Source organism: Paludibacterium sp. (assembly GCF_019232825.1).
Classification (GTDB): domain Bacteria; phylum Pseudomonadota; class Gammaproteobacteria; order Burkholderiales; family Chromobacteriaceae; genus Paludibacterium.
The window spans coordinates 78823-105638 of record NZ_JAFAND010000139.1 but is presented as its reverse complement, the minus strand read 5'-3'; the positions used below and the strand labels follow the sequence as shown (position 1 = coordinate 105638).

The following is a 26816-nucleotide window of genomic DNA, read 5'->3' as shown; positions in this document are numbered from 1 at the left end:
TTCATTCTCTTGTCAGTGTCTCGCACACGTCGGCCACGCGCGCGGCGGCATCGACGATGGCGAGACTGCGGGCGCGCCGGGCCATGTCCAGGCACTCGGCGCGCGTCATGTTCTGTAAAACGGCCGCCAGCCCCGCCGGCGTCAGCGTCGATTGCGGCACCAGCTTCGCGGCGCCGGCATCCGCCAGGAAACGCGCGTTGCCGGTCTGGTGGTCGTCCACCGCCGTCGGCAGCGGCACCAGCATGCTGGCCACCCCGGCGGCGGCGAGTTCAGCCACCGTCAGCGCGCCGGCGCGGCAGATCACCAGGTCGGCGGCGGCATATTCGCCGGCCATGTCGTCGATGAAGGCGCGGCAATCGGCCTCGACACCCGCGGCGGCGTAAGCCGCCTTGAGCGCCTCGATCTGCTTGACGCCGGCTTGGTGCACCACGTGCGGCCGCGCGTCGGCCGCCATCTGCGCCAGCGCCAGCGGCAGCGTGTCGTTCAGCACCTTGGCGCCCAGGCTGCCGCCGACCACCAGGAGGCGCAGCGCGCCCTCGCGGCCGGCGAAACGGCTGTCAGGCTCGGCCACGGCGGCGATCTCGGGCCGAACCGGGTTTCCGACACGCCCATCGCGGCCCGGAAACGCGCCGGGGAAAGCGAACAGCGTGCGGCTCGCGATCTTCGACAGCAGCCGGTTGGTGAGACCCGCCACCGAGTTTTGTTCATGAATCACCAGCGGCTTCCACAGCAGACGGCTCATCAACCCGCCCGGAAAGCCGGTGTAGCCGCCGAAGCCGACGGCGATGTCCGGCCGGTGGCGCAAAATCACGCCCGTGGTGCGCGCGAGCGCGCCGGCCATCATGAACGGCAGCTGCAGCCAGCGCTTCAGGCCGTTCTTGCGCATACCGGCGATGCGCACGGTTTCGATGGCATAGCCGTGCTGCGGCACCAGGCGGGTTTCCATGCCCCCTTCGGCACCGAGCCAGATCACCTGCCAGCCGCGCGCTTTGAGCACGTCGGCCACGGCCAGCGCGGGGAAGATGTGCCCCCCGGTGCCGCCTGCCATGATCATTACGGTTTTGTTCGCCATCGTTCCTCTTTCATGCCGGCTAGCCCTTGTAGCCGCGCATGATCCTCCGGTTTTCATAATCGACGCGCAAAAGCAGCGCCATCGAGATCAGGTTGAACAACATCGCCGAGCCGCCGAAAGACATCAGCGGCAGCGTCAGACCCTTGGTCGGCAACAGGCCCATGTTCACGCCCATATTGAAGAAGGCCTGAATGCCGAGCCAAATGCCGATGCCCTGCGCCACCAGCGCCTGGTAGTAACGCTCGAGCTTGCGCGACTCGACGCCGATGTGGAACGCACGCCGCACGATCCAGGCATACAACGCAATCAGCACGCAGATGCCGAAGAAGCCGAACTCCTCCGCGATCACCGCCAGAATGAAGTCGGTGTGCGCCTCCGGCAGATAAAACAGTTTCTCCACGCTGGCGCCCAATCCGACGCCGAACCATTCGCCGCGGCCGATGGCAATCAGCGAGTGCGACAGCTGGTAGCCCTTGCCGAACGGATCGTCCCACGGGTCCATGAAGCCCAGCACCCGCTTGAGGCGATACGGCGAGCTGATGATCAACAGCACGATCGCCACCAGCGCCATGGCCGCGAGCCCCGAAAAGATGCGCATGTTGATGCCGCCGAGAAACAAGATCCCCATCGCGATCGTCATCACCACCATCAGCGCGCCGAAGTCCGGCTCGCGCAACAGCAGGAAGGCCACCACCACCATGGCGATGAACATCGGCAAAAAGCCTTCCTTCAAGCTGTGCAGCTTGTGCGACTTGCGCACCGTATAATCCGCCGCGTACAGCACCGTGGCGATCTTCACCAGCTCCGACGGCTGCAGGTTGATCACGAACAGCGAGATCCAGCGCCGCGAGCCGTTGACCATGCGCCCAATACCGGGAATCAGCACCAGCACCAACATCACCACGCCGATCAAGAACAACTTGCCGGCGTACTTCTGCCAAAAAGCGGTCGGCACCTGAAACGCCACGTAACCGCCGGCCAACCCGATTACCATGAAAATCACATGGCGAATCAGGTAGTAATACTTGTTCTGCGTCGCCGCATCGGCCTCGGCGTAAGCGATCGAGGCCGAATACACCATGACCAGGCTGATCGACAGCAAGATCGCGATGGCCCAAGCCAGCGCCTCGTCGATAATGGCCGTGGCCGCGTACGGACCTTTCATGCTGGCCACCGTCATCGCCCGGCTTCACTCTGCACGGCGCGCACGGTGTCGACGAACACCCGCGCCCGTTCGGCATAGTTGCGGAACATGTCCAGGCTCGCGCAGGCAGGCGACAGCAGCACCACGTCGCCCGAGCGCGCTTCGGCCGCCGCCGCGCGCGTCGCTTGTTCCAACGTGGCGAAATCAGTCAGCGCGATGCCGGTACCGGCCAGCGCGGCACGGATCTTGTCGGCGTCGCGGCCGATCAGCATCACCGCGCGCACGATGCGGCGACAGGCCGGCGCCAGCGGGGTGAAGTCTTGGCCCTTGCCGTCGCCGCCGGCAATCAGCACCACCGGACGGGTCATGCCGTTCAGCGCCGCCACCGTCGCGCCGACGTTGGTGCCTTTGGAGTCGTCGATGAACTTGACCCCGCCGAATTCATTCACCAACTCGACACGGTGCGGCAGACCGCGGAAGCTCTTCAGTCCCGCCAACAATCGATCGCGCGCGAGTCCGATGCCCTCGCACAGCGCCAGCGCCGCAAGCGCGTTGGCCGCGTTGTGCAGCCCTTCCAGCGGCAAGTCGGCCAAGTCGAACACCGCCTCGCCCGCCAGACAAAGCTCGCCGCGCCCGTCTTGCTGTCGCAGGCCGTACTCCGCCGCGTCGTTGAGCGCGAACCACTTGACCGCGTGATTCGGACGCACCATGGCGCGCACCAGCGGGTCCTCGGCGTTGAGCACCTGGACGCCATGGCCGTTGAATACGGCGGTCTTGGCATGAGCGTAGTCGAGCAAATCGTTGTAGCGGTCGAGGTGGTCTTCGGAGATATTCAGCACCGTGGCGGCGTCGGCGCGCAGGCTCGCGGTGGTTTCCAGTTGGAAGCTCGACAGTTCGAGCACCCATACGTCGGGCATGCGTCCGCTGACTTCGCGTTCGGCGAGCGCGGCCAGCACCGGCAGGCCGATGTTGCCGGCCACCACGGTATCGAGACCGGCGCTGCGGCACAGATGCCCCGCCAGCATGGTGACGGTGCTCTTGCCGTTGGAACCGGAAATGGCGATCACGCGCGCGCTGCCGCCGGCGATGGCACGCGCGAACAGTTCGATGTCGCCGGCCACTTCGCCGCCGCGTGCGCGGTAGGCGGCGATCGCCGGCGTGGACAGCGCCACGCCAGGGCTCACGACCAAGAGATCGACGCCGTCGAACAGGGTGTCGTTGAAAGCGCCAGCGCGCACGCGCACGCCCGGCAGCTCGGCGGCCAGCACGTCAAGATTGGGCGGATTGTCCCGGCTGTCCGCCACCGACACGGTCGCGCCGTGCGCGGCGAGCCAGCGCACGGTGGCGAGCCCCGAATCTCCGAGGCCGACGACCATGATGTGACGGTTGGCGAAATCCATTGTCATCCTCAACGCAGCTTGATGGTGGACAAACCGATCAGCACCAGCATCATGGTGATGATCCAGAAACGCACCACCACTTGCGTCTCCTTCCAGCCCTTCAACTCATAGTGGTGATGCAGCGGCGCCATGCGGAACACCCGCTTGCCGGTCAGCTTGAACGAGCCGACCTGGATCATCACCGACAGCGCCTCCATCACGAACAAGCCGCCCATGATGAAGAACACGATCTCTTGGCGCACGATCACCGCCACGGCGCCGAGCGCGGCGCCCAGCGCCAACGCGCCCACGTCGCCCATGAACACCTGTGCCGGATAGGCGTTGAACCACAAGAAACCCAAACAAGCGCCGCAGATGGCCGCGCAGAACACCGTGACCTCATGCGCGCCCGGAATGAACGGCAGGCCCAGGTATTTGGAAAACACCGCGTGACCGGCGATATAAGCGAAAATCGCCAGCGCGCCCGCCACCAGCACCGTGGGCAACGCCGCGAGGCCATCGAGGCCATCGGTCAAATTGACGGCATTGGAAGCGCCCACAATCACCAGATAGGTCAGCACGCAGAAACCGACCGCACCGAACGGATAAATCACGTTCTTGAAGAACGGCACGATGAACTCCGTCGACGCCGGCAGGCTGGCGGTGCCCGCCAGAATCACGCCCGCGCCGATGGCGATCAACGACTGCCAGAACATTTTGGCGCGCGCCGAAATGCCTTTCGGGTCGCGATACACGACCTTGCGCCAGTCGTCGTAAAAGCCGATGGCGCCGGTGCTGAGCATCACAGCGAGCAAGATCCAGACATACTTGTTGCGCAAGTCTGCCCATAACAACACGGTCAGCGTGATCGACAGCAGGATCAGCGTGCCGCCCATGGTCGGCGTGCCTGCCTTGACCAAGTGCGTTTGCGGACCATCCGAACGTACGGCCTGACCGGCCTTCAGTTCGGTCAGCTTGCGGATCAGTGCCGGGCCCATGAACAGCGAGAAACCCAGCGACGTCAGCGTGGCCAACACCGCGCGCAGTGTCACGTAGTTGAAGACACTGAACGCGCGGATGTGATGCGCAAGCAAATCAGCTAACCAAAGCAGCACTTCAATTCCCTTTCTTGGCGACCAGATGGTCGACGACACGATCCATATTCATGAAGTGCGACCCCTTCACCAACACGGTGGCGTTGAACGGCAGCGACTTGTCCAACCACGCCAGCAGCGGTTCGATCGCTTCAAAATGTTTAGCCGGCGCACCGAAGGCCTCGCAGGCATGGCGGCTGGCTTCGCCCAGGGTGACGACCATGTCCGTGCCCAGCGCGCGCGCGGCCTGACCGACTTCGGCATGCAGCGCGTCCGCGCCCTCGCCCAACTCGCCCATGTCGCCCATGACGAACCACCGCGGCGCCGGGAGGCGCGACAACACTTCAAGCCCGGCCCGCATCGAGTCGGGATTGGCGTTGTAGGTATCGTCGAGCACCGTGGCGCCGTTCTTGGCGGTCTTCTTCTGCAGACGGCCGTTGACGCCGGAAAACTGCATCAAGCCGCGCGAGATCGCCTGCTCCGGCACGTTGAGCGCCAGAGCCAGCGACACCGCGGCCAGCGCGTTCTTGACGTTGTGTTCGCCCGGCGCCGGCACGCGCACCGACAGCTCGCCCAGCGGCGTCGCGATGGCGACGCTGCTGCCATCGCTGCCCAACATATAGCTTTGCGCGCGGATATCGCCCTGTTTCAAGCCGAAGGACAACGTGCGCCGCGCTCCTGCGGCGGCGGCGAACAGCGCGGCGTTCGGGTCTTCGGCATTGAATACCGCCACGCCTTCCGCGGTGAGCCCGTCGAAAATCTCCGCCTTGGCGCGCGCGATGCTCTCGACCGAGTCGAACTGTCCCAGATGAGCGCGCAGCGCGTTGTTGACCAGCGCTACGTCCGGGCGCGCCAGACCGGCAAGATAGGTCAGCTCGCCGCTGTGGTTCATGCCCATCTCGATAACCGCGAAACGATGCTTGTCGTTCATGCCCAGCAGCGTGAGCGGCAAGCCGATGTCGTTGTTGAAATTGCCGGCGGTCACCAGTACGGCGTCTTGGCCGACGTGGGCGCGCAGAATGGCGGCCAGCATTTCCTTGACCGTGGTCTTGCCATTGGAGCCGGTGATGCCGATGAGCGGAATATCGAAGCGCGCGCGCCAGCCCGCCGCCAAGCGGCCAAGCGCCAGACGGGTATCGTCCACCGTGATCAGGTTGACGCCTTCCAGCGCGAAACCTTCCGCGACGATGGCGCCGACCGCGCCTTGCTCGATCGCGCCCGCCACGAAGTCATGGGCGTCGAAGCGCTCGCCTTTGAGCGCCAAAAACAGATCGCCGGGTTGTACCGACCGGCTGTCGGTCACGACACGCGCGAGTTCGGCGTCGCTGCCTTGCAATACGCCGCCGGCCAGACGCGCGGCCTCAGAGAGCGTCATCATGTGTCTTGCCCCATTCGGTCAACGCCTCTTCCGCCACGCGGAAATCCGAGAACGGTCGTTTCACGCCGTTGATATCCTGATATTCCTCATGTCCCTTGCCGGCGATCAGAATAATGTCGCCAGCGCGCGCCTCATTCACCGCCCAGTGAATCGCTTGTGCGCGATCGGCCTCGACATGCCCGGCCTTCTTCATGCCGGCCAGCATCTGGTTGATGATCTCCATCGGGGCTTCGCTGCGCGGATTGTCGCTGGTCACCACGGCCACATCGGCGATACGTTCGGCAATGCCGCCCATGATCGGCCGCTTGCCGGTATCGCGATCGCCGCCGCAGCCGAAAACGCAGAAGAGTCGGCTGCCGGCGGGGCGAATTTCCGCCAGCGTCGACAGCGCCTTTTCCAACGCGTCGGGCGTATGCGCGTAATCGACCACCACCAGCGGTTCGTGCGCGCCGCCGATGCGCTGCATGCGGCCACGCGCCGGTTGGATCTTGCCCAGCGCTTGAGCGGCGATGGACAGGTCGACGCCATTGACGCACAGCGTGGTCAGGCATGCGAGCAAATTGGCGGCATTGAAGCGGCCAAGCAAGGAACTGCGCACGTCGACCTCGCCCCACGGCGTGGCAACGCGCATCTGCAGACCATCGAGCGAGTTCGACAGCGACAGGGGCCGCACATCGCCCTGGTTCAGACCGTAGGTGATGACACGCACCTGCTGACGGTCCAGGCGGCCGGCCATGGCGCGGCCGAAGTCGTCGTCTGCGTTCACCACGGCGTTCTGCAGCCCCTGCCAATGGAACAGGCGCTCCTTGGCGGCGCCGTACGCCTCCATGGTGCCGTGGTAGTCGAGATGGTCGCGCGTCAAATTGGTGAAGAGCGCGGTGTGAAACAGCACGCCGTTGACGCGCGCCTGATCGAGCCCGTGCGACGACACTTCCATCGTGACCACGTGCGCGCCCTGGCGGCGGTATTCGGCCAGTTTGTGCTGGATCGTCACCGGGTCCGGCGTCGTGTGGGTGGTTTCAGTCAGCTCGCCATAGATGCCGTTGCCGACGGTTCCGATCAGCGCCGCCTTCTGCCCCAGGAGCGAAAAGGCCTGTGCGAGCCAATGCGACAGCGAGGTCTTGCCGTTGGTGCCGGTAATCCCGATCACGCGCAGGGTTTTGCTCGGGTTTTGCGCCACGTGGCTCGCGATGATGCCGGCACGCTCGCGCAACGCCGTCACCGCCAGATTCGGCACCTGCCACTCGGGTTTCCAGACGAAACCGTCGGCCGGATCCCACAGCACGGCCACCGCGCCGTTGGCGATGGCCATCGGAATGAAATCGCGGCCGTCGGCAAACGCGCCGCCGAAAGCGAGAAACACGTCGCCCGGCATGATGCGTCGGCTGTCCGACTCGACGCGCTTGACGGCGACGCCGAGGGTGTTGAGATCCGCCGGATTCCAGTCCGGCAACGGTGACAAGCGGCTAAACATTTGTCTCGCTTCTTTTAAAAATCCGCCGGTATCGGCGTTGTTGCCGGCAACAAGGTGTTGTTGTACGGCTGGTCCGGCTGCACGTTGAGAATACGCAACGCGCCGCCCGCCACATTGGCAAAAACCGGCGCCGCCACGGCGCCGCCGTAGTACTTGCCGGCCGAGGGCTCATCGATCATCACCGCGACGATCATCTTGGGCTCCTTGCCCGGCGCAAACCCCATGAACAGCGCGCGGTGCTTGTCGGCCACGTAGGTGTTGCCGATCAACTTGCGCGCGGTGCCGCTCTTGCCGCCGATGCTATAGCCCAGGATGCGGCCGCCGACGGCGCCGCCGCCCGGCTCGCTGTTGGCGATCAGCACGTCGCGCATTTCATCGGCGGTCTTTTCCGACAGCACACGCTTGCCTGGCAGCGGTCCGCTGCTCTTGTACAGCGACACCGGCATCATCACGCCATGATTGGTAAAGATGGTGTAAGCGCGCGCCATCTGCAGCAAACTGACCGACACGCCGTAGCCGAAGGACATCGTCGCTTGTTCGATCGGACGCCAGGATTTCCAATCGCGCAAACGGCCGGCGGCTTCGCCGGGAAACCCGGTATCGGGCGAGCGGCCAAAGCCCAGCGAGTCGTAGTAATTCCAGAAATTCTGCGGCGCGACCATCAGCGCCAGCTTGCTCGCGCCGACGTTACTCGACTTCTTGATGATGCCTTCGATGTCGAGACGATCGGAGTCGGTCACGTCGTGGATGCGCGCCGGTCCGATCATGTACGGATGGGTGTCGAGCACCGTATGAACGTTGGCTTTGCCCTCTTCCAGCGCGATGGAGATCGACAAGGGCTTCATGGTCGAACCGGGTTCGAACGTGTCGATCACCGCGCGATTGCGCATCATCTCGGTGGTGACGCCCTGACGGTTGTTCGGGTTGTAGGTCGGGTAGTTGGCCAGCGCCAACAATTCGCCGCTGTGCGCGTCGAGCACGACCACCGAGCCCGCCTTGGCTTTGTTGGCTTCCACCGCGCTCTTCAGTTCGCGCGATGCCAGATACTGGATGCGCTGATCGACGGCCAGCACCAGCGTTTGCCCGTCGCGCGGCGGCTCAACCGGGCCGACGTCCTCGATGATGTGGCCGCGCCGGTCCTTGACGACCACCCGGCGGCCGTTGCTGCCGGCCAGCATCTTCTCGCGCGCCAGTTCGACGCCTTCCTGCCCCTTGCCGTCGACGCCGGTGAAACCGATGATGTGGGCGAAGATATCGCCCGCCGGATAGAAACGGCGGAATTCCTGTTGTTTGGCGATGCCCGGGATCCCCAGCGCCATCACTTGGTCGGCGATCTCGGGGTTGATCTGGCGTTTGATATAGACGAATTCGCGCTTGCGATCGGACAGCTTGGCGTCGACCTCTTCCGGCGACAGATCCAAGAGGCGAGCGAGCTCGCGCAGTTTGGCCGGCGGCACCGGCTCCATGTCGGCCGGGCTTGCCCAGATGGTCTGCACCGGGGTGCTGATGGCCAGCGGCTCGCCGTTGCGGTCGGTGATCAGGCCGCGATTCGCCTCCAACAGCATAGAACGCTGAAAGCGGGCATCCCCCTGATTGACCAGGAAGTCCTGCTGCGCCACCTGCAGGTAAATCGCGCGGCCGATCAGCACCGCGAACAACAACCCGAGCGCCGCGAGCATAAAACGGACACGCCCTGTCGACATACGCAGGGCGGGAGGAGGCGGCGCGAGCCGCTTGGCGGGCTGGTAGACTTTCATCATGTCGCTCCCGCCGTCACCACCTGAACCTGGCGCGGATCAGGCGTATGCATGCCGAGCCGGGTTTCCGCCGCCTTTTCGATCACGGCGTGCGCGCCCCAGGTCCCTTGTTCCAGCATCAGCTGACCGTATTCGACGTCCAGCTGCTGCTGCGATTTCTGTTCCTTTTGCAAGTCGCTGTATAACGTGCGCGATACGTGCTGCGAGGTCACGACCGACCAGGCGCACAGCACCACCAGGGCGAGCAGACAGGCGTTGACCCGGTTCATGTCGCCCCCTTGCCGCGCCAAGCGCCGGCGGTGCGCTCGGCCACGCGCATGATGGCGCTGCGGGCGCGCGCATTGGCTTCGACTTCCGCCGCGCTCGCGCGCACCGCCTTGCCAATCAACTTCAGCGGCGCTTCGGGCAAATCGCGCGCGCGCACCGGCACCCAAGACGGCAACTTGTCGGCTTGGCTGGCGTCGCGCATGAACAGCTTGACGATGCGGTCTTCCAGAGAATGGAAGCTGATCACCGCCAAGCGGCCGCCCAGAGCGAGCCGGCTGACCGCTTGCGGCAAAATTGCCTGCAATTCGTCCAGCTCGCGGTTGATGTGGATTCTTATCGCCTGGAAAGTCCGCGTGGCGGGATCTTGCCCCGGCTCACGAGTATGGACGTTTTTCCCAACGAGGACAGCGAGCTCACGGGTCGTCGCGACGGGCTGGAGAGCCCGTTGCGCAACAATGGCTGCTGCGATCTTGCGAGCAAACCGCTCTTCACCATAAGTCTTGATTACCTCCCTGATTTCCGTCTCGTCGGCCGTTGCCAGCCACTCGGCCGCCGTCATGCCACGGGTCGTGTCCATGCGCATGTCGAGCGGCGCGTCGAAACGGAAGCTGAAACCGCGACGGGCATCGTCGATCTGCGGCGAAGACACGCCCAGATCAAGCACAATGCCGTCCACGTTGTCGATGCCGCGACGATCGAGCGCGCGAGCCAGCGTCTCGAAGCCATCGTGCTCAAGAGAAAAGCGCGGGTCCTCGGCGGACAGCGCCTGGCCAACGGCTACGGCTTCAGGATCTTTGTCGAATGCGATCAGGCGCCCGTTGGCGCCCAATTGTGAAAGGATCAACCGGCTGTGGCCGCCTCGCCCGAAGGTGCCGTCCACGTAAACGCCGTCCGGGCGGACGGCGAGCGCGGCGACCGCCTCGTTCAGGAGCACCGTCTGGTGCGAGAAGGGAGCGGCGTTCACAGCGTGAAATCTCCAAGATGCGCCGCCAGATCGTCCTGGCTCTGCGCCAGCGCGGCATGGGTCTGGTCGTCCCATTCCTGGGCGTTCCACAGTTCGAAGCGGTTACCCATGCCAACCAAGGCGACTTCCTTATCCAATCCGGTCAGTTCGCGCAAACGCGCGGGCAGAAGAATGCGGCCGGCGCTATCCATCTCCAGCGTCTCGGCATGGCCGAGCACCAGTCGCTGATAGCGCTTGAGCGTGGGATTGCCGCTGGGCAGCGCGAGCAAGCGCGCTTCAACCGGGCGCCAATTGGGTTCGGGATAAATCAGCAAATGATCGGAAGACTCGAGCGTCACCACCAATTTATGGCCGAAAGCGGACAACAGCGTCTCCCGGTGCCGGGCCGGAATGGCCAAGCGACCCTTGCTATCGAGAGAAACTACGCTGACACCGCCGATCATTTATTTTTCGCTCTCGCTTCCGTTTCGGGTTTACTTCTCCACTTTAACCCACTTTGCCCCACTTTTCGCCACTATAAGAAAGAAGTTCTCCACGGTCAATATCGGGAACGGCTAATTCGCCTTATGAGACAAAGACTTAGGTATGGGCAGGAAAGAGAGAAACCTAGTCAAATCAGTACCTTAAATAAAGCACTGAATGTGGGGTGTGAAATGGAAAAAAACCACAACCTGTAGTAATCATCCATAAAAAATTACAGAGGCCGGACATCGCCGGCCTCTTAAACAGTTCAATTTATAATCAACCGGCCAATTTGTTCTTGAGTATTTCAAGTACCTGCGCCGGGTTGGCCTTACCCTTGGAGGCCTTCATGACCTGACCGGCCAACGCGTTGAGCGCCTTCTCCTTGCCGGAACGGAATTCCTCCACCGCCTTGGGGTTGGCCGCGATGGCTTCTTCCACCATCTTTTCGATGGCGCCGACGTCGGAGACCTGTTTGAGCCCATCGCGCTCGATAATCGCATCGGCGGACAGATCGCTCTCCCACAAAGCCTCGAATACCTGCTTGGCCAGCTTGCTCGACAACGTGTTGTCGGCAATGCGGGCAACCAGCCCGGCCAAACGTTCCGGCGAGATCGGGCAGGCGAGGATGTCGCCGCCGTCGCGGTTCAGCCGCGCGGCGATGTCGCCATTGATCCAGTTGGCGACCAGTTTGCCTTGGCCGCTCGCCTTCGCCGCGGCCTCGAAGTAGCGCGCCTGCGCCAGACTCGCGGTCAACAGCGCGGCATCGTAGGCCGACAACCCGTACTCGGCGGCAAAGCGCGCCTTCATCTGCCCCGGCAGCTCAGGCATCTCCGACTGCGCGCGCGCGATCCACGCGTCGCTGATGCGCACCGGCAGCAAATCCGGATCGGGGAAATAGCGGTAGTCGTGCGCGTCTTCCTTGCTGCGCATCATGCGCGTCTCGCCCGTATCCGGGTCGAACAGCACGGTAGCCTGCTGGATCTTACCCCCCTCTTCCAGCGTATCGATCTGCCACTGGATTTCGTACTTGGCCGCCTGCTCGAGAAAGCGGAACGAGTTGAGGTTCTTGATCTCGCGCCGGGTGCCGAACGCTTCTTGCCCTTGCGGACGCACCGACACGTTGACGTCCATGCGGAAACTGCCTTCTTGCATATTGCCGTCGCAGATGCCAAGCCAGGTCACCAGCGTATAAAGCGCCTTGGCGTAGGCCACCGCCTCGTCGACCGAACGCATGTCCGGCTCGGAAACGATTTCCAACAATGGCGTGCCGGCACGGTTGAGGTCGATGCCGGACAAGCCGTGAAAGTCCTCGTGCAAGCTCTTGCCCGCGTCCTCTTCCATATGGGCGCGGGTGACGCGGATGATTTTCTCCTCGTCGCCGACCAGAATGGCGATCTGGCCACCCTCGACCACCGGCAGGTCCATTTGGCTGATCTGGTAGCCCTTGGGCAAATCGGGGTAGAAGTAATTCTTGCGCGCGAACACGTTCTTTTGATTGATCTTGGCGCCCAGGGCCAGGCCAAGATGGATCGCCTTGTCCACAGCGGCTTCGTTCAACACCGGCAGCACGCCCGGATAAGCCAGGTCGACGTTGCAGGCCTGCGTGTTCGGCTCGGCGCCGAACGCGGTCGAGGCCCCGGAAAAGATCTTGGAGACGGTCGAAAGCTGCACGTGCACTTCCAGACCGATGACGACTTCCCATTTCATAGTCTGTTCTTTCCTGTTACAGCGCCGGGGCGCGCGTATGCCAGTCGGTGGCCAGTTGGAACTGGTGCGCCACGTTCAGTAGGCGCGCCTCGCCGAAGTAGTTGCCGATCAATTGCAAGCCGATCGGACGGCCGTTGGCGGCAAAGCCGGCCGGCACGCTCATGCCGGGCAGCCCGGCCAGATTGACCGATAGGGTATAGATGTCCGACAGGTACATTTCCACCGGGTCGTTGTTCATGCTCCCCAGATCAAACGCGGCGGTCGGCGCCACCGGCCCGAGAATCACGTCGCAAGACTTGAATGCCTCGACAAAGTCGTTGGCGATCAGCCGGCGGATCTTCTGAGCCTTGATGTAGTAGGCATCGTAATAGCCGTGCGACAGTACATAGGTGCCGACCATGATGCGGCGCTTGACTTCGGCACCGAAGCCCTCGGCGCGTGTCTTCTCGTACATGTCGATCAAGTCGGTGTACCCGGCGGCGCGATGGCCGTAACGCACGCCGTCGTAACGACTCAGGTTGGACGACGCCTCGGCCGGCGCGATCACGTAATAGGACGGGATCGATAAAGCGGTATTGGGCAGGCTGACGTCGACCACCGCGGCGCCTTGCTTCTTCAACGCGGCCACGGCGGTCTCGACCACGCGCGCCACCTCGGGCGACAGCCCCTCGGCGAAGTACTCGCGCGGCAGCCCCACCTTGAGGCCGGCGAGCGGGCGCGTCAGATCGCGCGCATAGTCTTCGGCAGCGCGTTCGACGCTGGTCGAATCGCGCTTATCGAAGCCCGCCATCACATTCAGCATCAACGCGCAGTCCTCGGCGGTCTGGGCCATCATGCCGCCCTGATCGAGCGACGAGGCGAAGGCCACCATGCCGTAGCGGCTGACCACGCCGTAAGTCGGCTTCAAGCCGGTCACGCCGCAGTGCGAGGCCGGCTGGCGAATCGAGCCGCCGGTATCGGTGGCGGTGGCCACCGGCGTCAGGCGCGCGGCGACCGCCGCGGCCGAGCCGCCGGACGACCCCCCGGGGATCGCCTGGATATCCCATGGATTCTTCACCGGGCCATACCACGAGTTTTCGTTGGACGACCCCATGGCAAATTCATCCATATTGGTGCGACCCAGCGTCACCATGCCGGCGGCCTTGCACTGTTCGACCACGTGCGCGTCGTAAGGCGACACGAAGTTGTCGAGCATGCGCGAACCGCACGAGGTCTTCCAGCCTTGCTGACAGAACAAATCCTTGTGCGCCAACGGCACGCCGGTCAGCGGACCGGCGTTGCCGGCCGCGCGGCGAGCGTCGGCGGCGCGGGCGTCCAGCAAAGTCTTGTCGCGGTCCACGGTGATGAAGGCATTCAGCACCGGGTTCAACGCGTCAATGCGATCGAGATAGTGCCGGGCGAGTTCTTCGCTGGAAACGGCCCCGGCAGCCAATTGCTGCGACAAAGCCTTGAGCGTGGCATTGATCATGATGTGCGATTCCAAATTACCGGACGGGCGCGGCCCCGTTGGGCGCCGCGCCGTCGTTTATAGAGGGAGACGAACTTATTCGATGACCTTGGGCACCAGGAACAAGCCGGCCTCGGCCTGCGGCGCCAGCGCCATGAAGTCGTCGCGCCGATTAGACTCGGCGACGGCGTCCGCTCGCAAGCGCAAGGAAGCGTCTTGCGGATGGGCCATGGGCTCGACGTGATCGGTATTGACGGCCTGCATCTTTTCGATCAGGCCAAAAATGTCATTCAATTGCTGGCCAACGGCCGTAATTTCTTGTTCGGTGACGGCAATGCGGGCCAGTTTGGCGATGCGCGCGACATCCTGCTGCGTCAATGACATGGCGTCCTCTTGGAAAACCTTTAATCTTTCAAGACTAATAGGGTATCATAGCCCGTTTGATTCTCCCAAGATTGATGCATCACTACGGCCCATGGCAACAAACAGGTGGTACAAACCGGCCCAACAGCCAGCAGCCGGGGTGGATTCAAGTGTAAACTCAGGGACTTTCGGGCTGAGAGCCTGTTCACGAGCTTCTTGCGAACTGTGCCGGCCCGCCACCCGTCAACGAACAACTGAACCAGGATCGACCCAATGTTTCGTTCGCTAACCGGATATTTTTCCAATGACCTCGCCATTGACCTTGGCACCGCAAACACCCTGATCTACATGCGCGGCAAGGGCATTGTGCTTGACGAGCCCTCGGTCGTCGCCATCCACAACGACGCGCCGACCAACAAGAAATCCATTCTCGCCGTCGGCTTGGAAGCCAAGAAGATGCTTGGCCGCACGCCGGGCTCCATTCAGGCCATCCGCCCGATGAAAGACGGCGTGATCGCCGACTTCACCGTGACCGAGCAGATGCTCAAGCAGTTCATCAAGAAAGTCACCCCCAGTCGTTTCTTCTCCGCGAGCCCCCGTATCGTGATCTGCGTTCCCTGCGGTTCGACCCAGGTCGAGCGCCGCGCGATCAAGGACTCTGCCTTGGCGGCCGGCGCGCGCCGCGTCGAGCTGATTGAAGAGCCGATGGCAGCGGCGATCGGCGCCGGCTTGCCGGTGGAAGAGCCGACCGGCTCGATGGTGGTCGACATCGGTGGCGGCACCACCGAAGTCGGCGTGATCTCGCTCGGCGGCGTCGTCTATTCCAATTCCGTACGCGTTGGCGGCGACAAGTTCGACGAAGCCATCATCAACTACATCCGCCGCAACTACGGCATGTTGATCGGCGAAACCACCGCCGAGGAAATCAAGAAGACCATCGGCTCCGCCTTCCCGGGCGCCGAAGTGCGCGAAATGGAAGTCAAGGGCCGCAACCTGGCCGAGGGCATTCCGCGCTCGTTCACCGTATCGTCCAACGAAATCCTGGAAGCGCTGACCGAACCGCTGAATCAGATCGTCTCTGCGGTCAAGATCGCGCTGGAGCAAACGCCGCCGGAACTCGGCGCCGATATCGCCGAGAAGGGCATGGTGCTGACCGGTGGTGGCGCGTTGTTGAAAGACATCGATCGCTTGCTGGCCGAGGAGACCGGCTTGCCGGTCTTCGTCGGCGAAGAACCGCTGACCTGCGTGGTGCGCGGTTCCGGCAAGGCGCTGGAGAAGATGGATAAGATCGGCACCATCTTCACCAACGTGCCATGATGACGTTGCATCCCGACTCGCGGCGCCCCGGCGCCGCGGGTTAGCGTAACAAGCCATACACGCAGGGTTCGATGGACTTCGCCAACAATCCCAGTTTCATCCGCCAGGGGCTTTCCCCCGGCACGCGGCTCGCGATTTGCGTGGCGCTGTCGGTCGCCCTGTTGATCGGCGACAGCCAATACGGACTGATGGAATACACCCGCCAAGGCATGTCGGTGCTGTTCTACCCGTTGCAGCGCGCCATCAATTTCCCGCTTGTCGCCGCGCGGCGCATCGACGACTTTTTGACCACGCAGAGCACGCTTCAAGCCGAAAACGAAGTGTTGCGCCGCCAGCAGATGGTACTGCTCGCGCGCGTGCAGCGGCTGGAGTCCGCCGAGCATGATTTCGAATCGCTGCGCACGCTCAACCAGCTCAAGAGCGTACGGTCCGATTCGGCAAGCCTGGCCGAAATCCTTTATACCGGCCGCGATCCGTTCTCGTACAAGATCATCATCGACAAGGGCCAGGACACGCAGTTGCACGCCGGCCAGCCGGTGGTGGACGACCGCGGCCTGATCGGCCAGATTACGCGCGTACAGCCGCTGACGGCCGAGGTCACCCTGATCACCGACAAGACGCTGATGGTGCCGGTCATGATCCAGCGCACCGGGCTGCGCGCCATTCTGTACGGTTATGGCGGCGGCGTCGAAGCGCGCTACCTGCCGATTCACGCCGACGTGCGCCCTGGCGACTTGATGGTCACCTCCGGGATTGACGGCCTGTATCCGGAAGGCGTTCCGGTGGCCTTCGTCACCCGGGTGGAACGCAATCCGGATAGCGCCTTCATTCGCGTTACCTCGATGCCGACCGCCGGCGTACAGAAAGGCCGTTACGTGCTGGTGCTGAAGGAAAAGACCAGTGTGCCGGCACGCCCGGTCGACCCGGCCGCGCCCCCGCCCAAGAAGGGCAAGACCCCATCCGACGATCCCACGGAGTAGGCCATGTCGTTTGACCGACCGAAAGAACTACTGAAGCCGGTCCGGCGGCGCTTCATCTACTTGAGCTTCGTCGTGGCCATCCTGATCGACTTGCTGCCGCTGCCGGTCGATACGGCGCTGTGGCTGCCGGACTTCATCGCCCTCCTGATCCTCTATTGGGTGATCAACCAGCCGCGCCGTGTCAGCGTCGGCACAGCCTTCACGCTGGGCATCATCGCCGACGTCGCGTCGACCGGCATGTTCGGCCAGCACGCGCTGGCGTATTCGATCACGAGCTACCTGGCCCTGTTGCGGCAGCGCCAGCTGATCATGTTCAACCTTGGCCAGCAAACCTTGTCGGTGCTGGCGCTGATGCTGGCCAATCAGGCCATCATGGTGGCCACGCGCATGGCAACCGGCTCGGCGTTCGTCGGCTGGTCGTATTTCCTGCCGCCGCTGACCGGCGCCATTCTCTGGCCCTTGCTGACCAAGCTGCTGCTGCTGCCCTACCGATCGCATAAAGTCTGACCATGGCGCGAGAGAAACTGACCAGCCTGAAAAATCTGCGCTCGGAAGAAAACCAATTCCAGCTGCGGCTGGTCGTGGCCTATGGCTTCATGCTGACGATGTTCGTGCTGTTGATCGGGCGCTTCATCTGGCTGCAGGTGGTGCAATACCAGCACTTCACGACGCTCGCGCAAAACAACCGCATCTCGCTCGTGCCGATCCTGCCCAACCGCGGCCTGATCCTCGACCGCAACGGCGTGGTGCTGGCGCAGAACTACTCGTCCTACACCCTGGAGCTGACGCCGAGCAAGATCGACGACATCGATGCCACCATCGAGCAGCTCAAAACCCTGGTCGACGTCACCCCGCGCGATATGAAGCGCTTCCGCAAATTCCAGGAAGACGCCAAAGACTTCGAAACCCTGCCGCTCAAGGTCAAACTGACCGACGAGGAGGCTGCGCGCCTGGCCGCCAACATGTGGCGTTTCCCCGGCGTCGAGGTGAAGGCCCGACTGTTCCGCGACTACCCGTTCAAGGAACTCACCAGTCACGCCCTCGGCTATATCGGCCGCATCAACCCCAAGGAAAAGCAGCAGCTCGAGGACGACGACAAAACCACCAACTATCGCGGCACCACTTACATCGGCAAGACCGGCATCGAGGCCGTGTACGAAGATCAGTTGCATGGCCAGGTCGGCTTCGAAGAGGTGGAGACCGACTCCGGCGGCCGCGCCATCCGTTCGCTCAAGCGCACCCCGCCGGTCAACGGCAACACCCTCAAGCTCGCGCTCGACATCCGTCTGCAAGAGATCGCCGACAAGCTATTTGGCGACCGCCGCGGCGCCTTGGTCGCCATCGACCCCAACGACGGCGGCGTGCTCGCCTTCCTGTCCAAGCCCGGCTTCGACCCGGCGTTGTTCATCGACGGCATCGACAGCCAAACCTGGACCGCGCTCAACAGCGACTGGCATAAGCCGCTGGTCAACCGCGCGTTGCGCGGCATCTATCCGCCGGGGTCGACCTTCAAGCCCTTCATCTCCATGGCGGCGCTCATGTCCGGCATCATCAAGATGGACGACATCCGCCCGGCGCCGGGCGTGTTCGTGCTGCCGGGCAGCGCGCACCAATTCCGCGACGCCGAGAAGAAGGGGCATGGCATGGTCAATTTGCAAAAAGCCATCACCGTCTCCAGCGACACCTTCTTCTACAAGCTGGCCTGGGATCTGGGCATCGACCGCATCGCGCCGGTGGTGGGCCAGTTCGGCCTGGGCAGCAAGACCGGCATCGATCTGGACGGCGAGCTCTCCGGCGTATTGCCCTCCAAGGAATGGAAAGCGCGCCGCTTTGCCCGGCTCGGCCCGGCGGCGCAGAAGTGGCTGCCTGGCGATGTGGTCAGCATCGGCATCGGCCAAGGCTACAACTCGTACACTCCGCTGCAGATGGCCAACGCCACCGCCACGATGGCCAATGACGGCAGGCTGTTCAGACCGCACCTGGTCGAATCGATCGTCGACGTGAAGACCGGCCGGGAAACCCGGGTCAATACCACGCCGATCCGCCAACTGCCGTTCCCGCAGACCTACTTCGATTACATCAAGCAGGGGATGGCCGGCGTGCTCAAGCCGGGCGGCACCGCGGGCGCGATCGGCGCCGGGCTGACCTACACCATGGCGGGCAAGACCGGCACGGCGCAGGTGGTGGCGATCAAGCAAGGAGCGAAGTACAACGCCGCCTCGCTGGCGGAGCAAAACCGCGACCACTCGTGGTTCATCGCCTTCGCGCCGGTCGAGCATCCGAAAATCGCCGTGGCGGTCATCGTCGAAAACGGCGGCTGGGGCGCCGGCGCCGCCGCGCCGATCGCGCGGGCGTTATTCGACTTCTACCTGACCGGCAAAGTACCGCCGGCCATTGCCGATGACCTGAAAACCGCGACCTTGCCGATCGTGCAAGCCCCTCCTCCCGCTAAGAAGGCTGCAAGCGATGAAGTCGCAAATCCTTAGGCGCCTTTGGGCCAAGCTCATCGAGCCGCTCGACGGCTGGCTGATGCTGTTTCTCGGCCTCATCTTCCTGTTGAGCCTGCTGGTACTGTATTCGGCGTCGAACCAAAGCTTCGACAAGATCGACAACAAGCTCGCCTACACGGTGCTGTCGCTCACCATCATGTGGGTGATCGCGCGCACCCGGCCGCAGGTGGTCATGCACTTCGGGCCGCCGCTCTACCTGATCGGGCTGTTGCTGTTGGTGGCGGTCCATTTCAAAGGCATCACCGTCAACGGATCGACGCGCTGGCTGTCGCTCGGTTTCACCCGCATTCAGCCATCGGAAATCATGAAGATCGCCCTGCCGATGATGATCGCCTGGTACTTTCAAAAGCACGAGGCCAATCTGCGCTGGTGGCACTTCATCGTCGCGGTCGTGCTGATGCTGCTGCCGGTCGGCTTGATCCTCAAGCAGCCCGACCTCGGCACCGCCACATTGATCATGGCGGCCGGCTTTTTCGTGCTGTTCTTCGCCGGCCTGTCCTGGCGCGTGATCGTCGGCGGCTTGATCGCCTTCTCCGCCAGCCTGCCGGTCATTTGGCACGTGATGCACGACTACCAGAAGAAACGCATCCTGACGCTGATCGACCCGATGAGCGACCCGCTCGGCGCGGGCTACCATATCATTCAGTCGATGATCGCCATCGGCTCCGGCGGGCCGATCGGCAAGGGCTGGCTCAACGGCACGCAGACGCACCTCGATTACATTCCGGAACGCACCACCGACTTCATTTTCGCCGTGTTCTCGGAAGAATTCGGCATGATCGGCAATCTGATCCTGGTCGGCCTCTATCTGCTGATCATCAGCCGTGGGCTGATGATCACCGCGCGGGCACAGACCCTCTACGGCCGGCTGATGGCGGGTTCCATCACGCTGTCGTTCTTTTTCTACGCCTTCGTCAATATGGGCATGGTATCGGGCATCCTGCCGGTGGTCGGCGTGCCGCTGCCGTTCGTGTCCTACGGCGGGACGGCCACCGTCACGCTGTTCATCGGCACCGGCATGTTGATGAGTATCGGCAAACTGCGTAAATAGCCGCGCGCAAGCTATTCGGAATTAACCTAAGCTATTTTCATATTTTTCTTACGTTAGCTCGCCCCACGCCTGCCTACCATTTGACGCCATGTGTCACATGACCCGCGTCGCCGATGCGGGTCGTCACCCAGGGAGTCACGGTGGGCCCCTCTCGATGGCCGCAACTTAACGCACCGTGGATGACGGCTTGAAACCGCCCCGCCTACGGCTTCATGCTGACGATGTTCGCGCTGTTGATCGGCCGCTTCATCTGGCTGCGGGTGGTGCAATACCAGCACTTCACGACGCTCGCGCAAAACAACCGCATCTCGCTCGTGCCGATCCTGCCCAACCGCGGCCTGATCCTCGACCGCAACGACGGCGGCGCAGAAGTGGCTGCCCGGCGATGTGGTCAGCATCGGCATCGGCCAAGGCTACAACTCGTACACCCCGCTGCAGATGGCCAACGCAACGGCGGTGCTCGCCAACGGCGGCTGGGGCACCGGTGCCGCCGCGCCGATCGCGCGGACGCTGTTTGATTTTTATCTGACTGGCAAAGCGCCCGCCAAGTAATGCTAGTATCATGAATACTGGTCAATAAATTACTGCCGGAGCCCCAATGCACCTGGACGTCGAACTGATCCTGCTCGCGCTATCGCCTGTGTTTCTCTTTTGCGTCGGCGCCGAATATCTGCATTGGCGACGCAACGGCCACGCCGAGTACTACAGCGTAGCCGACACCCTGTGCAACGCTGCGCTGGCCCTGCTGCACCAAGGCGCCGACAAGCTGGCCTGGTTTTTGACCCTGCCGCTGTTTGCCTGGCTGTCGCTGCAACATCCGCTGTTTCACGTCGTCCCCGGCTGGCAAAGCACGCTGACCTTGTTTGTCCTGCAGGATTTTCTTTATTACTGGTTTCATCGCGCCAGCCACCGCATGCGCTGGTTGTGGGCGGCGCATAGCGTGCATCACAGCTCGACACGGATGAATTTCTCCACCGCCTTTCGTCAAAGCCTGATGTACCCGGTTGCCGGCATGTGGCTCTTCTGGCTGCCGCTGGCCTGGATCGGCTTCCCGCCGCAATCGGTAATCGCAGTGGTGCTGCTTAACCTGGCATTCCAGTTTTTTGTGCACACACGCCTATTCGGACGCCTTGGGCCGCTGGAGTACCTGTTCAACACGCCGCAGATACATCGCTGCCATCATGCGAGGAATCCCCGCTACATCGACAAAAACTACGCCGGCGTATTGGTGATCTGGGACAGGTTGTTCGGCACCTACGTCGATGAGGACAGCAACGATCCGTGCCAATTCGGCACGGTCAAGCCGGTGAACAGCTTCAACCCGTTGCGGGTCACCTTTGCCGAATGGGGCGACATGCTGCGCGATCTGGTCTGGGCACGCGGCTGGCGTCAGAAGCTCGCAATGCTGGCCGCACCGCCGGAACGCGTGGCCGAGATGGTCGCGCGAGGGAACACAGACAATTAATAATGAATTTTATGCGCTTTTCTTCACATTTAACGACATATTAGCCAATTATTCAGATTTATCCTACGGCACATTCCCACGCACATCCCTATCATTTGGCTCCTCTTGGCCAGGCTTGCACCGCCTGGCCCCTTCAATCCTCAGGAGCCTGCATGATCAAAAATACCACCCTTTCCGCACTGACCGCGCTCACGCTGGCGAGTCCGGCCCTTTACGCGGCCGCCGAGCCGTTCACCGGCCCGTCCATCGCCATCGGCGCCTCACTAGGCGGCCTTGCCAACCAGACCGACACCTCGCCAAGCTATAAGCAGTTTGTGACTCGGGCACTGACCGGCAAGCCGTACAGCAACAGCGACAACACGCAAGACAGCGTGCTGCCCATCGTGGATTTGTCCTGGAACGTGCCGATTGCACCCTCTTGGATTGCCGGCGCAGGAATCAATCTGGAAACCGGGGAAAGAACCGGCCCGGAGAACATCGTGAGCTATGCCCCCGCCGTCGGCGCACAATCTGCGTCCCTGACGATGAAGCAACACACGGCCGTGTATGGACTCATTGGCAAACAGCTCGGCGAAAACTGGCTACTGTACGGCAAGCTGGGTTATCACCAGGCCAAAGCCGATTCTAAATATCAATTCAGTGCGCGCGTACCCGAACTGGACAAACAACAGCGTTTCACGCTGCATGGCACAGGAATCGGCATCGGCGCGACGCGCGCCTGGAAGAATGGGTTGGAGCTTCGGATGGAAGGTGAATATATCGCCTTCAACGAGTACACGCACACCGTGCTCGACAAGGGCGACACCGTCACCGGCAAGCCCGCGCTAAGCCGCGTCAACGTCATGCTTGGCTACCGCTTCTAAGCTCAGGCAGCCGCGGCTGAGCCCGCGGCTTTAGACTTTTCATACCTGGGCATCGATCCATGCCCAGGCCTCCGCCAAACCGCCACAACGGGCGCTCGCGCCGCTGAAGTCGTGCTCGCGCGACAAATCGGTCGGCACCGCCACACAGCGCAAGCCGGCGGCCAGCGCCGCGCGTACGCCGGCCTCGGTATCCTCAACCGCCACGCATTCGTCCGGCAACAGTTCCAATCGCTCCAGCGCCAGCAAATAGACATCCGGCTCGGGTTTACTGTAGGCGACGTCGTCTCGGGTCACCATCGTGGCAAAGTGCGAAAAACAGGCGTGATCGCGCAACGATGCCGCAACGCCATGCGCATTGGCGCCCGTCACCACGGCAAGATCGCAACGCCGCCGGCGGCAGGCTTGCAGCACCTCAGGGACATCGGGCATAAGCGGGAAAGCGCGTGATTGCAGATAGGCGCGCGTCGCATCGTCTTTTTCGGCAAACAGCGCATCGGGCGCCACGGCCAGCGCAAAGCGCCGTACCATATCGCGCGCGTTGCCATCCGAAGGGACGCCGGCGTAATGCCGCCGATACAGATCAACCGTCAAGTCGACGCCATGCCCGCGCAGCACATCGCGCCACAATCCATAATGAATGATCTCGGAATCGACCAGCGTTCCATCGTGGTCGAACAAAACGGCTTTGACCGGCATAGGGCGCCCCCAGGAATTTGAAATAAAACTACATTCTAATCCAGCAAGACACTATGACAATGATCAAATGCTTGTACATATTAAAACAGCCTGTTCACACAGGGCGAACAGGCTGTTGCATAAAAATGTAATTAAACTACAAATCAAGAACCGGCCATAAAACTGCGGATACCGGAACCGACGAATTGCACGCCCACGCAGATCAGCAAGAACCCCAGCAAGCGGGTCATGACCTCGGTGCCGTTTCGTCCCATCTTCTGCGACAGCAGCGCCGAGGAACGCAGCACCAGCCACATGCCGAGGCTGGTGAGAAAAATCGCGGCGAAGGTCATGCCGAACGCCAGCATTTTGGCCGGCAGCGTCGGTTGTTCGGCGATTTCCGTCGCGATGCCGATCACCACGGCAATCGTACCCGGCCCGCTGATCCCCGGCATGGCCAATGGAAAGAAGGAATAGTCCTCGCGGTTGTTCTGCGGTTTTGGTGCCTGGCCGGGGTCTTGCGACATGAACAACATGCGGTAGCCCAGTACCGCAACGACGAAGCCGCCGGCAATCCGCATGGCGCCATAGGAAATGCCGAACACCGCCAGGATGACGTTGCCGGCCAATAGACTCACCGCCATAATCAAGCCCGCGTACACGGCAGCCTTTTTGGCCTGCTGCCGGCGCCGCATTTCGCTCATTCCGGTGGTCAGCGTGACAAACAGCGGAATCTTGGACAGCGGGTTGGTAATGGTCACCAGGCTGATGAGTCCGCCGAACAGATACTGCAAAAAATAGATTTTGAACATGGCAGTAAGCTAGCCGATAGGTCGAGGCGGCCCATTCTACGGCGTCAAGCGCCGCAATGCCGCCGTACGTCCAGGTTAAATAGTTTGAGGTCGCAGATTAACATAAGATGCTGTGGCAATTTGTCGCAGTGAATCCGAATTACTTCGTGATAGCTTACCGATGTCATAATTTAATCATGAGAGGACGCATGAAACAATTTTTCACCGCATTGCTACTGCTGCTCGCCAGTCAGTTGGCATTAGCCGCATCGATCAAAGCAGGGGATCTCACCATCGATGGCGCCTGGGCGCGCAGTACGGCAAGCAAAGCCGCCAATGGCGCCGTCTATCTGAATATCAGCAATGGCGGAAGCGAGGCCGACAAACTGTTGTCAGTGAGCAGCAATGTCGCCGGAAAAACGCAGATCCATCAGACGAGCCTCGACAATGGCATGATGCGCATGCGCGCGCTGACCGACGGCGTCGCCATTGCCCCCGGCCAACCGGTCCATTTTTCTCCAGGCGGCCTGCACATCATGCTGCTGGACCTCAAGGCGCCGCTCAAGCTCGGCGATCATTTCACGCTGACCCTGACCTTCGCCCGCGCCGGCACGGTCGACATTCCGGTCGAAGTACGCGACATGCCCGCTGGCGGCGGCATGCAGATGGGAATGAGCATGAGTCATTGACGATCGCGTTGCATGCAACCTACATGGTGCATGGCAATATTCATCAAGGAACTTTACCAGCGCGCCTCATACGCGCACACTGGGATCCGGAGCTGACACGCCCGTCCGCCGATACCCTGGCACGCCAGGTTGACACCAAAAAGGACACGATGGAGGAAGACCCAGGGCGTCGGCGGCTCCCCCTTACCTCCTAGTGATGTTTTCCCGCCCCGCCCCATGCCTGCTGCCGACCGCAAAATTATTCATATCGATTGCGATTGTTTCTACGCTTCGGTGGAGATGCGCGACACGCCAGCCTACCGCGACATCCCGCTGGCCGTTGGCGGCAGCCCGGACAGCCGGGGCGTGATCGCGACCTGCAACTATCCCGCCCGGCGGTTTGGCGTGCACTCGGCCATGTCGTCGCGGCGCGCGCTCGTTCTGTGCCCGCAGCTTTTGATCATTCCGCCCGACATGGCGCGCTACCGGGAAGCCAGCAGCCGCATCATGCGCATCTACCTCGACTATACCGACCGTGTCGAACCGCTGTCGCTGGACGAAGCGTATCTGGATGTGACCGGCCAGCCGCATTGCCGCGGCAGTGCGACGCTCATGGCCGAGGAAATTCGCAGCCGCATTCGCCACGAAATCGGCATCACCGCCTCTGCCGGCATCGCACCCAACAAGTTTCTCGCCAAGGTCGCCAGCGACTGGAATAAGCCCGATGGTCAAAAGGTCATCCTGCCGTTGGAGATCGACGCCTTCGTCGCGGCGCTGCCGGTGGGTAAAGTGCCGGGTATCGGCAAGGTGACGGCCGAGCACATGAAACGGATGGGCATCGTCACCTGCGGCGATCTGCGCGCGCTGACGCGCGTCGAATTGCTGCGCACGTTCGGTCGGTTCGGCGAACGCCTGTATCAGCTCTCGCGCGGCGAGGATGAGCGCGAGGTATCGGTCGATCGCGTGCGTAAAAGCGTCAGCGTGGAGGAAACGTATGCGGTCGATCTCCCCGACCTCACCGCCTGCCTGCGGGAACTGCCGGAACTACTGCAACGATTGCAGGGACGACTCGAGCGCGCGGGCAATCCGGTATTTCGCGGCATCGCCTGTAAATTGAAATTTGCCGATTTCAGCCAAACCACCGTGGAACAGATCGGCAACACGCTCGATGCGGACCATTTCATCCAGCTGATGCAAACCGGCTTCGCGCGTGGCGGGCAACCGGTGCGTCTGCTGGGCGTGGGGGTCAAGCTCGCCGCCGCGGACGAGCCCGTGCGCGCCGAACAATTGCCGCTGTTCGAATAGCAGAGCGGACAGTGCCGATGTCAGGATTGACCCGACGAGGCGTCCTGCAAGCGCAGAAGGGCTTGCTCGCGCGCAGCCCACGTCAAGGCGACGGTCCGGCGCCCCGCCAATAACGTCAGATAGTCCTCCGCCCACGCCAATGGCTGCAGCAGATTCTCCCCGAGTATTTCGCCGGCGAGCGTCACCATCGGCAATACGCTCGCCGCCGCCAAGTCCGCATAGCTAAACGCATCCCCCACCAGATAGGGGCCGAGACGAGCCAACCGTCCCACGGCAGCCAAGCCGCGCACGATCAGCGCGCGCGCCTCGGTGCGTGCCGCCTGGTCCAGCGGTGCGCCAAAGGCCTTATGACGCTGAAAGGCGACACAGCCGCACCCTACGTAAAGATCGAACATCAACATGAGTTCGCGCGATCGCGCCCGGCCGTTAGGCGTCGCCGGCAGCAAGCTGGCCGTTGGATAGGCGTCTTCCAGCCATTCGAGAATCGCGGTGGACTCCGCCAAATGGAACTGGCCGATTTCCACGTACGGAATCTTGCCCATCGGACTCTTGGCCAACACCTCCGGCGTTTGCGATGCGGGTGCCGGCACCTCCTCGAAATTCACGCCTTTTTCCAGTAAGGCGATTTTCACCTTGTTGCAATACGGCGAAAGCGGTGATCCATACAGCTTGATCATGCA

25 protein-coding genes and 1 pseudogene are annotated in these 26816 nt (G+C 62.4%); 10 read left to right on the top strand and 16 right to left on the bottom strand.

Annotation, left to right across the window (positions count from 1 at the left end; all coding sequences use genetic code 11):
- Position 1: 1 nt before the first annotated feature.
- The 13 genes from murG to gatC form a co-directional block, all read right to left on the bottom strand.
- Positions 2-1072, bottom strand: coding sequence for an undecaprenyldiphospho-muramoylpentapeptide beta-N-acetylglucosaminyltransferase (gene murG / locus JOZ06_RS18470; RefSeq protein ID WP_293235137.1), 1071 nt, complete (start codon positions 1070-1072; stop codon positions 2-4).
- 19 nt (positions 1073-1091) lie between these two features.
- Positions 1092-2237: a putative lipid II flippase FtsW gene (gene ftsW / locus JOZ06_RS18465; protein ID WP_293235135.1), complete on the bottom strand. Its 1146-nt coding sequence runs from the start codon at positions 2235-2237 to the stop codon at positions 1092-1094.
- 11 nt (positions 2238-2248) lie between these two features.
- Positions 2249-3616, bottom strand: a complete 1368-nt coding sequence (gene murD, locus JOZ06_RS18460) for a UDP-N-acetylmuramoyl-L-alanine--D-glutamate ligase (RefSeq protein ID WP_293235133.1) — start codon at positions 3614-3616, stop codon at positions 2249-2251.
- Between the two features lie 8 nt (positions 3617-3624).
- On the bottom strand, positions 3625-4710 hold the full coding sequence (gene mraY, locus JOZ06_RS18455) for a phospho-N-acetylmuramoyl-pentapeptide-transferase (protein WP_293235131.1): 1086 nt from the start codon (positions 4708-4710) through the stop codon (positions 3625-3627).
- Between the two features lies 1 nt (position 4711).
- Positions 4712-6067: a UDP-N-acetylmuramoyl-tripeptide--D-alanyl-D-alanine ligase gene (gene murF, locus JOZ06_RS18450; RefSeq protein WP_293235129.1), complete on the bottom strand. Its 1356-nt coding sequence runs from the start codon at positions 6065-6067 to the stop codon at positions 4712-4714.
- Positions 6051-7541 (bottom strand): UDP-N-acetylmuramoyl-L-alanyl-D-glutamate--2,6-diaminopimelate ligase, encoded by a 1491-nt coding sequence (locus JOZ06_RS18445; RefSeq protein ID WP_293235127.1) that lies wholly within the window; start codon positions 7539-7541, stop codon positions 6051-6053. Before JOZ06_RS18445 ends, murF begins: the two co-directional genes overlap by 17 nt.
- 14 nt (positions 7542-7555) lie before the next feature.
- The gene (locus JOZ06_RS18440) at positions 7556-9301 is read right to left on the bottom strand and encodes a penicillin-binding transpeptidase domain-containing protein (RefSeq protein ID WP_293235125.1); all 1746 of its coding nucleotides are present in this window, start codon (positions 9299-9301) and stop codon (positions 7556-7558) included.
- Entirely contained in the window at positions 9298-9567 is a 270-nt protein-coding gene (gene ftsL, locus JOZ06_RS18435; RefSeq protein ID WP_293235123.1) for a cell division protein FtsL, read from the bottom strand. The genes JOZ06_RS18440 and ftsL overlap by 4 nt, the downstream gene beginning before the upstream one ends.
- The gene (rsmH, locus tag JOZ06_RS18430) at positions 9564-10529 is read right to left on the bottom strand and encodes a 16S rRNA (cytosine(1402)-N(4))-methyltransferase RsmH (RefSeq protein WP_293235121.1); all 966 of its coding nucleotides are present in this window, start codon (positions 10527-10529) and stop codon (positions 9564-9566) included. Before rsmH ends, ftsL begins: the two co-directional genes overlap by 4 nt.
- The gene (mraZ, locus tag JOZ06_RS18425) at positions 10526-10972 is read right to left on the bottom strand and encodes a division/cell wall cluster transcriptional repressor MraZ (RefSeq protein ID WP_293235119.1); all 447 of its coding nucleotides are present in this window, start codon (positions 10970-10972) and stop codon (positions 10526-10528) included. The genes rsmH and mraZ overlap by 4 nt, the downstream gene beginning before the upstream one ends.
- Before the next feature lie 298 nt (positions 10973-11270).
- Positions 11271-12701, bottom strand: coding sequence for an Asp-tRNA(Asn)/Glu-tRNA(Gln) amidotransferase subunit GatB (gene gatB, locus JOZ06_RS18420; RefSeq protein WP_293235117.1), 1431 nt, complete (start codon positions 12699-12701; stop codon positions 11271-11273).
- Between the two features lie 16 nt (positions 12702-12717).
- Positions 12718-14169, bottom strand: a complete 1452-nt coding sequence (gatA, locus tag JOZ06_RS18415) for an Asp-tRNA(Asn)/Glu-tRNA(Gln) amidotransferase subunit GatA (RefSeq protein WP_293235115.1) — start codon at positions 14167-14169, stop codon at positions 12718-12720.
- A gap of 75 nt (positions 14170-14244) precedes the next feature.
- Positions 14245-14532 carry an Asp-tRNA(Asn)/Glu-tRNA(Gln) amidotransferase subunit GatC gene (gene gatC, locus JOZ06_RS18410; RefSeq protein ID WP_293235113.1) on the bottom strand — a complete coding sequence of 96 codons (288 nt, stop codon included), beginning with the start codon at positions 14530-14532 and terminating at the stop codon, positions 14245-14247.
- 252 nt (positions 14533-14784) lie between these two features.
- Here gatC and JOZ06_RS18405 point away from each other — a divergent pair, with 252 nt between their 5' ends.
- The 8 genes and pseudogenes from JOZ06_RS18405 (at position 14785) to JOZ06_RS18370 (ending at position 22697) form a co-directional block, all read left to right on the top strand.
- Positions 14785-15828 carry a rod shape-determining protein gene (locus JOZ06_RS18405; protein WP_133682305.1) on the top strand — a complete coding sequence of 348 codons (1044 nt, stop codon included), beginning with the start codon at positions 14785-14787 and terminating at the stop codon, positions 15826-15828.
- A gap of 71 nt (positions 15829-15899) precedes the next feature.
- A complete protein-coding gene (gene mreC, locus JOZ06_RS18400; RefSeq protein WP_293235105.1) occupies positions 15900-16808 on the top strand; it encodes a rod shape-determining protein MreC in 909 nt (302 codons plus the stop codon).
- Between the two features lie 3 nt (positions 16809-16811).
- Entirely contained in the window at positions 16812-17315 is a 504-nt protein-coding gene (gene mreD / locus JOZ06_RS18395; RefSeq protein WP_293235103.1) for a rod shape-determining protein MreD, read from the top strand.
- 2 nt (positions 17316-17317) lie between these two features.
- On the top strand, positions 17318-19294 hold the full coding sequence (gene mrdA, locus JOZ06_RS18390) for a penicillin-binding protein 2 (RefSeq protein ID WP_293235101.1): 1977 nt from the start codon (positions 17318-17320) through the stop codon (positions 19292-19294).
- On the top strand, positions 19275-20369 hold the full coding sequence (gene rodA, locus JOZ06_RS18385; protein ID WP_293235099.1) for a rod shape-determining protein RodA: 1095 nt from the start codon (positions 19275-19277) through the stop codon (positions 20367-20369). The genes mrdA and rodA overlap by 20 nt, the downstream gene beginning before the upstream one ends.
- Positions 20370-20569: 200 nt before the next feature.
- A pseudogene (locus JOZ06_RS18380) lies at positions 20570-20837 on the top strand (hypothetical protein); the annotation flags it as partial.
- A 130-nt stretch (positions 20838-20967) separates the two neighbouring features.
- Positions 20968-21834 carry a sterol desaturase family protein gene (locus JOZ06_RS18375; RefSeq protein ID WP_293235097.1) on the top strand — a complete coding sequence of 289 codons (867 nt, stop codon included), beginning with the start codon at positions 20968-20970 and terminating at the stop codon, positions 21832-21834.
- A 152-nt stretch (positions 21835-21986) separates the two neighbouring features.
- Positions 21987-22697: an outer membrane beta-barrel protein gene (locus JOZ06_RS18370; RefSeq protein WP_293235095.1), complete on the top strand. Its 711-nt coding sequence runs from the start codon at positions 21987-21989 to the stop codon at positions 22695-22697.
- A 39-nt stretch (positions 22698-22736) separates the two neighbouring features.
- Here the strand turns inward: JOZ06_RS18370 and JOZ06_RS18365 are convergent, their stop codons facing one another.
- Positions 22737-23393, bottom strand: coding sequence for an HAD family phosphatase (locus JOZ06_RS18365; protein ID WP_293235093.1), 657 nt, complete (start codon positions 23391-23393; stop codon positions 22737-22739).
- Between the two features lie 143 nt (positions 23394-23536).
- On the bottom strand, positions 23537-24184 hold the full coding sequence (locus tag JOZ06_RS18360) for a MarC family NAAT transporter (protein WP_293235091.1): 648 nt from the start codon (positions 24182-24184) through the stop codon (positions 23537-23539).
- A 188-nt stretch (positions 24185-24372) separates the two neighbouring features.
- Between JOZ06_RS18360 and JOZ06_RS18355 the strand changes: the two genes are divergently transcribed.
- Both JOZ06_RS18355 and dinB read left to right on the top strand, forming a co-directional pair.
- Positions 24373-24852, top strand: coding sequence for a copper chaperone PCu(A)C (locus JOZ06_RS18355; RefSeq protein WP_293235089.1), 480 nt, complete (start codon positions 24373-24375; stop codon positions 24850-24852).
- A 216-nt stretch (positions 24853-25068) separates the two neighbouring features.
- Positions 25069-26136, top strand: a complete 1068-nt coding sequence (dinB, locus tag JOZ06_RS18350; protein ID WP_293235087.1) for a DNA polymerase IV — start codon at positions 25069-25071, stop codon at positions 26134-26136.
- 20 nt (positions 26137-26156) lie between these two features.
- Here dinB and JOZ06_RS18345 read toward each other — a convergent pair whose 3' ends face one another.
- Complete coding sequence (locus tag JOZ06_RS18345; RefSeq protein ID WP_293235085.1) at positions 26157-26813, bottom strand: glutathione S-transferase family protein; 657 nt, start codon at positions 26811-26813, stop codon at positions 26157-26159.
- Positions 26814-26816: the final 3 nt, after the last annotated feature.

Coding starts and splice junctions, on each gene's coding strand:
- rodA (WP_293235099.1), top strand. CDS start 19,275: ATGAAGTCGCAAATCCTTAGGCGCCTTTGGGCCAAGCTCATCGAGCCG.
- JOZ06_RS18405 (WP_133682305.1), top strand. CDS start 14,785: ATGTTTCGTTCGCTAACCGGATATTTTTCCAATGACCTCGCCATTGAC.
- gatA (WP_293235115.1), bottom strand. CDS start 14,169: ATGATCAATGCCACGCTCAAGGCTTTGTCGCAGCAATTGGCTGCCGGG.
- JOZ06_RS18370 (WP_293235095.1), top strand. CDS start 21,987: ATGATCAAAAATACCACCCTTTCCGCACTGACCGCGCTCACGCTGGCG.
- ftsL (WP_293235123.1), bottom strand. CDS start 9,567: ATGAACCGGGTCAACGCCTGTCTGCTCGCCCTGGTGGTGCTGTGCGCC.
- JOZ06_RS18355 (WP_293235089.1), top strand. CDS start 24,373: ATGAAACAATTTTTCACCGCATTGCTACTGCTGCTCGCCAGTCAGTTG.
- gatB (WP_293235117.1), bottom strand. CDS start 12,701: ATGAAATGGGAAGTCGTCATCGGTCTGGAAGTGCACGTGCAGCTTTCG.
- dinB (WP_293235087.1), top strand. CDS start 25,069: ATGCCTGCTGCCGACCGCAAAATTATTCATATCGATTGCGATTGTTTC.
- JOZ06_RS18360 (WP_293235091.1), bottom strand. CDS start 24,184: ATGTTCAAAATCTATTTTTTGCAGTATCTGTTCGGCGGACTCATCAGC.
- ftsW (WP_293235135.1), bottom strand. CDS start 2,237: ATGAAAGGTCCGTACGCGGCCACGGCCATTATCGACGAGGCGCTGGCT.
- murG (WP_293235137.1), bottom strand. CDS start 1,072: ATGGCGAACAAAACCGTAATGATCATGGCAGGCGGCACCGGGGGGCAC.
- mreC (WP_293235105.1), top strand. CDS start 15,900: ATGGACTTCGCCAACAATCCCAGTTTCATCCGCCAGGGGCTTTCCCCC.
- JOZ06_RS18440 (WP_293235125.1), bottom strand. CDS start 9,301: ATGATGAAAGTCTACCAGCCCGCCAAGCGGCTCGCGCCGCCTCCTCCC.
- JOZ06_RS18365 (WP_293235093.1), bottom strand. CDS start 23,393: ATGCCGGTCAAAGCCGTTTTGTTCGACCACGATGGAACGCTGGTCGAT.
- mrdA (WP_293235101.1), top strand. CDS start 17,318: ATGGCGCGAGAGAAACTGACCAGCCTGAAAAATCTGCGCTCGGAAGAA.
- JOZ06_RS18345 (WP_293235085.1), bottom strand. CDS start 26,813: ATGATCAAGCTGTATGGATCACCGCTTTCGCCGTATTGCAACAAGGTG.
- murF (WP_293235129.1), bottom strand. CDS start 6,067: ATGATGACGCTCTCTGAGGCCGCGCGTCTGGCCGGCGGCGTATTGCAA.
- JOZ06_RS18375 (WP_293235097.1), top strand. CDS start 20,968: ATGCACCTGGACGTCGAACTGATCCTGCTCGCGCTATCGCCTGTGTTT.
- mreD (WP_293235103.1), top strand. CDS start 16,812: ATGTCGTTTGACCGACCGAAAGAACTACTGAAGCCGGTCCGGCGGCGC.
- mraZ (WP_293235119.1), bottom strand. CDS start 10,972: ATGATCGGCGGTGTCAGCGTAGTTTCTCTCGATAGCAAGGGTCGCTTG.
- gatC (WP_293235113.1), bottom strand. CDS start 14,532: ATGTCATTGACGCAGCAGGATGTCGCGCGCATCGCCAAACTGGCCCGC.
- JOZ06_RS18445 (WP_293235127.1), bottom strand. CDS start 7,541: ATGTTTAGCCGCTTGTCACCGTTGCCGGACTGGAATCCGGCGGATCTC.
- murD (WP_293235133.1), bottom strand. CDS start 3,616: ATGGATTTCGCCAACCGTCACATCATGGTCGTCGGCCTCGGAGATTCG.